Annotated in this window: 5 protein-coding genes and 1 pseudogene; 2 read left to right on the top strand and 4 right to left on the bottom strand. The window is 48.3% G+C overall.

Going from position 1 to position 6536, the window contains the following annotated elements; translation table 11 throughout:
• The 4 genes and pseudogenes from IQ235_RS15425 to IQ235_RS15410 form a co-directional block, all read right to left on the bottom strand.
• Window positions 1-121, bottom strand: a pseudogene (locus IQ235_RS15425) (PH domain-containing protein); the annotation flags it as partial.
• On the bottom strand, window positions 93-485 hold the full coding sequence (rnpA, locus tag IQ235_RS15420; protein ID WP_264322331.1) for a ribonuclease P protein component: 393 nt from the start codon (window positions 483-485) through the stop codon (window positions 93-95). The pseudogene IQ235_RS15425 and the gene rnpA, both read right to left, overlap by 29 nt.
• A 7-nt stretch (window positions 486-492) precedes the next feature.
• Window positions 493-630 (bottom strand): 50S ribosomal protein L34, encoded by a 138-nt coding sequence (gene rpmH, locus IQ235_RS15415; protein ID WP_264322330.1) that lies wholly within the window; start codon window positions 628-630, stop codon window positions 493-495.
• Between the two features lie 170 nt (window positions 631-800).
• Complete coding sequence (locus IQ235_RS15410) at window positions 801-1385, bottom strand: DUF2808 domain-containing protein (RefSeq protein ID WP_264322329.1); 585 nt, start codon at window positions 1383-1385, stop codon at window positions 801-803.
• A 574-nt stretch (window positions 1386-1959) separates the two neighbouring features.
• Here IQ235_RS15410 and IQ235_RS15405 point away from each other — a divergent pair.
• On the top strand, window positions 1960-4665 hold the full coding sequence (locus IQ235_RS15405; RefSeq protein ID WP_264322328.1) for an AMP-binding protein: 2706 nt from the start codon (window positions 1960-1962) through the stop codon (window positions 4663-4665).
• Between the two features lie 551 nt (window positions 4666-5216).
• On the top strand, window positions 5217-6536 hold a 1320-nt coding region (pntA, locus tag IQ235_RS15400), incomplete at its 3' end, for a Re/Si-specific NAD(P)(+) transhydrogenase subunit alpha (RefSeq protein WP_264322327.1).

Raw genomic sequence — 6536 nt, 5'->3', positions numbered from 1 at the left:
CCCGAACGATCGCACCGACGGTAACTGGCAGTCCAATAATCGTCAGACCGAGCAAAATTCCGATAATTAAATCACCAACGTGCGGTCCGCCTTCATAAAAGGTTTCCTCTCGAATGCCCATGCAGTACCTCTGCTTTTGCCAACAACTGGTTTAATTCTTGCAGAAATTGAGAATAATTGCACTGCACTGCACTGGGTTTGACAGAGAGTATGAAGTCCCAACCGGGTTCGATGTATGGATATAGCTGGTGTAGTGCCGCTCGAATTTGCCGCTTGATTCGGTTTCGACCGGTCGCTTTTTTGGTCACTTTGCGGCTGATGGAAATTCCAAAGCGAGTTGGGGATTTTCGATCGATTTCGCCTTTGGTTTGGGTCTGGCGAGGCAACCCTCTCAAGGTGAGAGTCGATCCCTGAAATCGAGTTCCGAGCTTGTAAACCGCTTGGAAGTCTTTCCAATGTCGAAGCCGATGTGCGCTCTTGAGCACGATCGCATTAAACCGCCAACCGATGCCGTCCTTTGCTGCGGCGGGCGTTGATTACTCGCCTTCCGGTTTTAACTCGCATCCGGGTGCGAAAGCCAGAAACTCTTTTTCTTTTGCGGCTAGTGCCGTGTAAGGTGCGTTGGGGCATAGTATTTCTTTCAAAATAACGAAATCACAGTCTTTGATTGTATCAGATTTCTTTACAATTCCCATTTCGACCGCCCCGATCGATTCGCGTCAAGGCGATCGAATTCGGTCGGTTTTAAGACCGAATTTCCAACAATTCTGGGATTTTTATGAGATCTTTAGCGGTCAATACTAGTTGCCAATACTAATCACCCAAGTGCCCAGATACCGCAACAGGGGCAAATCGCCAGGGGAAAGAACTTTGCAGTTGAAGTAATACATACCACCGTTGCGCGGGTTCTTCACGTTAGAAAAGACAAGTTCGACTTTATATCCTGCCGGAACCGGTTCGAGGGGATAGATTTCGACAATTTGATTCTCTCGATCCCAAATCACTTCATCGATGGGCAGAGAGACGTAATCTCCATCTTTTTGGATGCGAATTTCGATGGGTTGATCGTCCGGTTCGTCTTCAGGATCGAACTCCAAATCGAACTCACCGGAATAGTAGTCGGGATAGTCGATGGAAAATTGAGCCACGGCGAAGGTCATCTTCTCGGCGGGGATGCGCAGCCGATAGCGATCGCTTGGGTGGCGGCGAGTTCCGTAGTCGAGGCGGAAGTTGAGTTCGTTTGCTCGTTCGACTCCACCAAAAATGGTCAGACCGGGCGTTCCTTGCGCCCAGCTAACGGTTGCTCTGACCGTTGCGAGACATCCAGTGATGGCGAGAAGACCTAGCAGCCGTCCGGTGGTCGCTTTAACTTTTGCAGACAACATAAATATGAATTGTATGGAGTTTAGGTGTAAGGGACGATGTTTATGAAGGGAATCTTAACAAATCTCTCGGAATTTTGGGGAAGTGCCCAAACTAACTTGACCGCTCTGGGTGAAGCAAAGTTCCAATAAACGCAGGCGCGAATTGAACAGAGAACGGGAAATGGGAAACCTAACCTTGTCAGGTTTTTAACTTTCGGGTGAATTTGAGCTGGGGGAGCAAAACTCAAGAATGTTCGTTGACCTCACGACCTGAATTGCTCGATTGTGAAGTTGTGAAGTCGATCGTAAAAAAACATTCCCGATCGGAAATGGGAAATGGGGATTTGGTAGGAACCCAACCCTAGAAATGGCGTCTGTGCGTAAGTCCAGATCTAGCTTTTATTTTCACGATCGAAATAACGTCGAGATAACTCAGTAGGTTTTCTTCTTTTTTCCCACCTTGCATAAAACTTCGGAAATTCACGGAGGACTAGATGGTGCCAGCCACTCAAGTCTCAACTCGATCGAACTGAAAGACTGCAGTTATTTGACAGCTTCCACAAAAATGGCATCCAAGTTCTAAAGAGACAATAGCTTGCTTTATTCGAGTAGCTTTCTCGCTCTCAATCCTGCCGAATCCCTTGACAATATGCATGTCCTCAAACAAGACTGGAATCTCGATCGCAAAACAGCGATCGGGGTAATTTCTGTTAACTCCATCGATTTTGTAAACCTCGTCTTCGATCGTTTCAAAAAAGGTCAAATCGTTGTCTTTTTACAGAGTGAAACCGATTTTCACAAAATCCAAGTCACCGGTGTAACTGAGGTGGTGAGACCCGAAGCCAAATTTGGCTGGTGCGATACAAAATTCACCCCCCAGCCGACATCATCTATCGCTCAGATTTCTTTTACCTCGGGAACGACCGGTCAACCCAAAGCGGTCTTGCTAACCCATCGCGCGCTCAACGATGTCGTCGAACGTCTCAACAGCATTATGGAAGTTGATGCGAGCATTCGAGAATATGTTGGAGTCCCAACCAATTACTCCTTTGGCTTAGGTCGATGCCGAGCAGTAGCAACTGCTGGGGGACAGTTCTACATCCCCGAGAATGGTTTTAACCCATTGGAAATACGAGAGATGCTCCGCCAAGGCTCTATCAATGCAATTTCCGCCGTTCCCAGTTTGTGGAGAACGCTGTTTCAGTGTGAAGAGATTTTTGGAAATGAGACCGATGGGGTCAGATGGATTGAAATTGGCTCCCAGTATATGAGCCGAGCTGAGAAAGAGCGGTTACTCAAATTATTCCCCAAGGCAAACATCGTTCAGCACTACGGTCTAACCGAAGCATCCCGCAGCACGTTCCTCAGAATCGATCGAACTCGAGGCGAACACCTCGAATCTGTTGGGAAAGCTTACGGAAATACCGATATAAAAATGTCTGCTGACGGCAAAATCATGATTAAAGGTCCTCATGTTGCCGAAATGTTGCTCGTTGAGGGTCAGCCAAAAAACAACCTCGATCCGAATGGATGGCACACAACCAACGATCTGGGTTGGATGAAAGATGAATACGTTTATTATCTAGGTCGAGCTGATGACCTGATTAATTGTGGGGGTGTCAAAGTCTCTCCGGACAACATTGAGAAATTCATCCGAAAAACCCTCAATATTCAATCCGGTATTGCGGTGGCAAGAGCGAAAGATCCCATTAGAGGTGAGGTCATCCTGGTGAGTACCCTCGCGGACGGGGGACTAGACCGGCAAAGCGTCAAGGATGCGGCAATCCAAGCGGCGGCAGCACATAATATCCACAGTCCAGATGCTGTTAAATTAATGGAACTTGATGAGTTTCCCACAACGGCTACTGGAAAAGTTAAAAGAAAACAGCTAACCGAACTTTATAGTGCTCGCTTAGAATCATTGCACGCTGCAAAGCAAGTAAAACGAGAAGAACCGTTATCCCAAACAGAAGACGATCGATCTCTAACGGACTGCGAACGAGAAATCGTTACTGTCTGGAAAAATGTTCTGAACTTAGAGCAGATCGATGCAGATAGCAACTTCTTTGAAATGGGTGGAGATTCGTTAACGGCGATCTCGGTCATGGTCAAAATGGAAAAGCTCGGCATCCCACCGCAGATCGTTAAAGGAATGCTACAGGGTTTATCGGTACGAGAGTTGGCTCGAAGAATCGAAAGTACGGAAGATAAAAAAGCAACATCTCACACGATAACGAGCTATTACACGAAAACCGGCATGAATATCAACATCGTGCGTGGCTTGTTAGTTTTATGCGTGATATTCTCTCACTGGTACGCTGGCTTCGCCAATAGGCTTCCTCCTATTGTGGGAAATATCAGACCGTATATCTCACCCATCTTAGCGGCCGGAACTCCCGGATTTGCCATTATATACGGGGTCTCTGCGGGGTATTCGATGTTTAGTATCTTCCAGCAAGATCGAAGCCGTCTGAGCCAACTTCTGAGGTCAACCTTTATAGTTCTCGCTGGGGGAATCGTCATTAGTGCGTTACTCAGACTGAGTCACGAGTTTATCTCCGGTCAAATTCAATCTTTGACTGATATTACCAATGCCTTTTATTCTGTTCTTGCCTATTACTTACTGATTACTGCCACGCTGCCGTTTTGGTTCAAGGCGATCGAAAAGTCAAAAAATCCTGCCGCAAAGTCAATATTAATCAGTATTCTTCTATATTGTTTTTACTATTACTTCATTTCTGGGATCTCTGCCTATGAAGCTCATGGTTTTGTAGAACTGATAAAACTCGTGATGACTGCAAAGTACAGCTACTTTAACTTGACTGCCGGGACTCTTTGTGGAATTGCAATTGGTATTACGTTGCGACAAAACAGCCAGAAGCAAGGCATCCCAAACAGTTTTGTCTGGATCGGTTGTGCTTGTCTGGCTGCTGGATTTGTAGTCTGCTCCCATGCGGGGATGTCTGAGAGTTGGTTCGTATGGCCGACGAGAAAAACGCTTCTTTGGGGATGGCTTTTCTACATAGGTTGGATACTGCTCGGTCTAGATGCGATTCATAAAATATTATCGGGTTACAATCAGTTTTCTGCTTCCAAAAAGTTTGTATTACAAGCTTTGGCAACCGTCGGAATTTTAGCATTCCCATTATACGTGACCCATGGCATGGTTCTTCCTTTGAGACAGCTCATGGTTGCTGGCGGTCTACCCAGTACGTTCTCACTTTTTATATCGTTCTCGCTATTTCTGGGTTCGTTTGCATTTATTTTCAAAAAAATTCATAGTACGAACTTTACTTGGTAAAGGAGTCAGCATTCATTCAAATTGAGAATGCTGTGAGAAAGTTTGTGGCTCTTGTCTTTTTACAACCAAGCGAGGATTACTCTCGACTCATCTCAACGGGAGATTGATGCTTTTCCGAACCGGCTGCAACAAAAATAAACCAAAATTTATCATTGTTTGTATTGATGTCAGCAAACCCCGAACAGAGATTAAGACAAGTTGAAGATATCGATCGCTCTGTGGGGATCGGCATAGGATGCAGGAAGTACGATCGTCTACTTGAAGTTACCCAAACGACGCTTTTGCCAACAATACCGAACCGCTCGAGATATAAACGTTTTCGGTACATAACGTCGATATCTCGTACCCAACAACAACTAGACCCCACGCTCTCCTCACGCTAAGAATCGATCTCAGACAACACCGATCGCGAGTTCGATTTCAGTCTGAGCGCGTGGATTCAGCCAACTCGATCGCCACTTCAGCACCCAGAAGAGGGTCGTTTTCCCTCGATCGAGTCTCTGTCGTGTCAAAAATTTTAATTTCCATCCACAACATATTAAGGAGAATTTATGACCGTAGCCGCTCCCAAAGAAGTTGCAACGCCTTCAATCCCTGAAAAGAAAACCCGCCTCAAAATAGGGATTCCCAAAGAAGTTTTTCCCGGTGAATGTCGGGTGGCTGCCACTCCCGATACTGCCAAAGTACTGCAAAAATACGGCTTCGACGTGCTGCTAGAATCCGGAGCGGGTGCAGCGGCAAACTTTTCTGACGATGCCTATCGCCAGGTTAGCTGCGAAATCTTACCCGATGCCGCCAGTCTTTGGGAAAGCGCCGACATTGTCCTCAAAGTTCGCCCCCCTCAGGAACACCCCGATTTGGGCAAACACGAATCGGAATTGCTCCGCGAAAACGGAACCCTGATTAGCTTCATTTGGCCGGCTCAAAACAAGGAATTGCTCGATCGCCTCGCCGCCCGCAAAGCCACAGTTTTGGCGATGGATGCGATCCCCCGGATTTCTCGGGCGCAGAAGATGGATGCCCTCAGTTCCATGGCGAATATTGCCGGATATCGGGCAGTGGTGGAAGCGGCAAACCAGTTCGGACGCTTCTTCACCGGACAGATTACCGCTGCGGGTAAAGTGCCTCCCGCCAAAGTGATGGTGATTGGGGCAGGGGTTGCCGGACTCGCCGCCATTGGTGCCGGACGCAGCTTAGGGGCGATCGTTCGCGCTTTCGATACCCGCCCGGTGGTGAAAGAACAGGTGGAAAGCCTGGGGGCGGAATTCCTCGAACTCGAATTTGAAGAAGACGGCACCGGACAAGGCGGTTACGCCAAAGTGATGAGCAAGGAGTTCATCGAGGCGGAAATGGCGCTATTTGCCGAACAAGCCGAAGAAGTGGATATCATCATCACCACGGCTTTGATTCCCGGCAAACCCGCCCCGTTGCTGATTACCGAAGAAATGGTATCGAGCATGAAAGCCGGTTCGGTGGTGGTGGATATGGCCGCCGAACAAGGGGGCAACTGCGCCGTCACCAAGCCCGGAGAAATTTACAGCTACAACGGCGTGACGATCGTCGGTTTGACGGATTTGCCCAGCCGGATGGCCGCCCAATCGAGCCAACTTTACGGTACTAACCTCTGCCATCTCCTCAAAGATATGGGGGGTTCCCAGAACTATAAAGTCGATTTTGAAGACGAAGTGGTGCGCGGGGCGCTGGTGCTGCATACCGGCGAGATGACCTGGCCCGCACCGAAGCCCAGTACGCCGACTCCCCCTCCAGCCCCCGCACCGAAACCGGAACCGACGGTGGTGGCTGCGGCGAAGGAGGAAGAATCCAGCAGTGGCGGCTGGCTGTGGATGGTTGTCGCGGGACTTGCCCTGGTG

It is taken from the genome of Zarconia navalis LEGE 11467, from assembly GCF_015207075.1.
Lineage (GTDB): Bacteria > Cyanobacteriota > Cyanobacteriia > Cyanobacteriales > Geitlerinemataceae > Zarconia > Zarconia navalis.
Note: the sequence above shows the minus strand (reverse complement) of the source record. Positions and strands in the feature narration are given on the sequence as shown.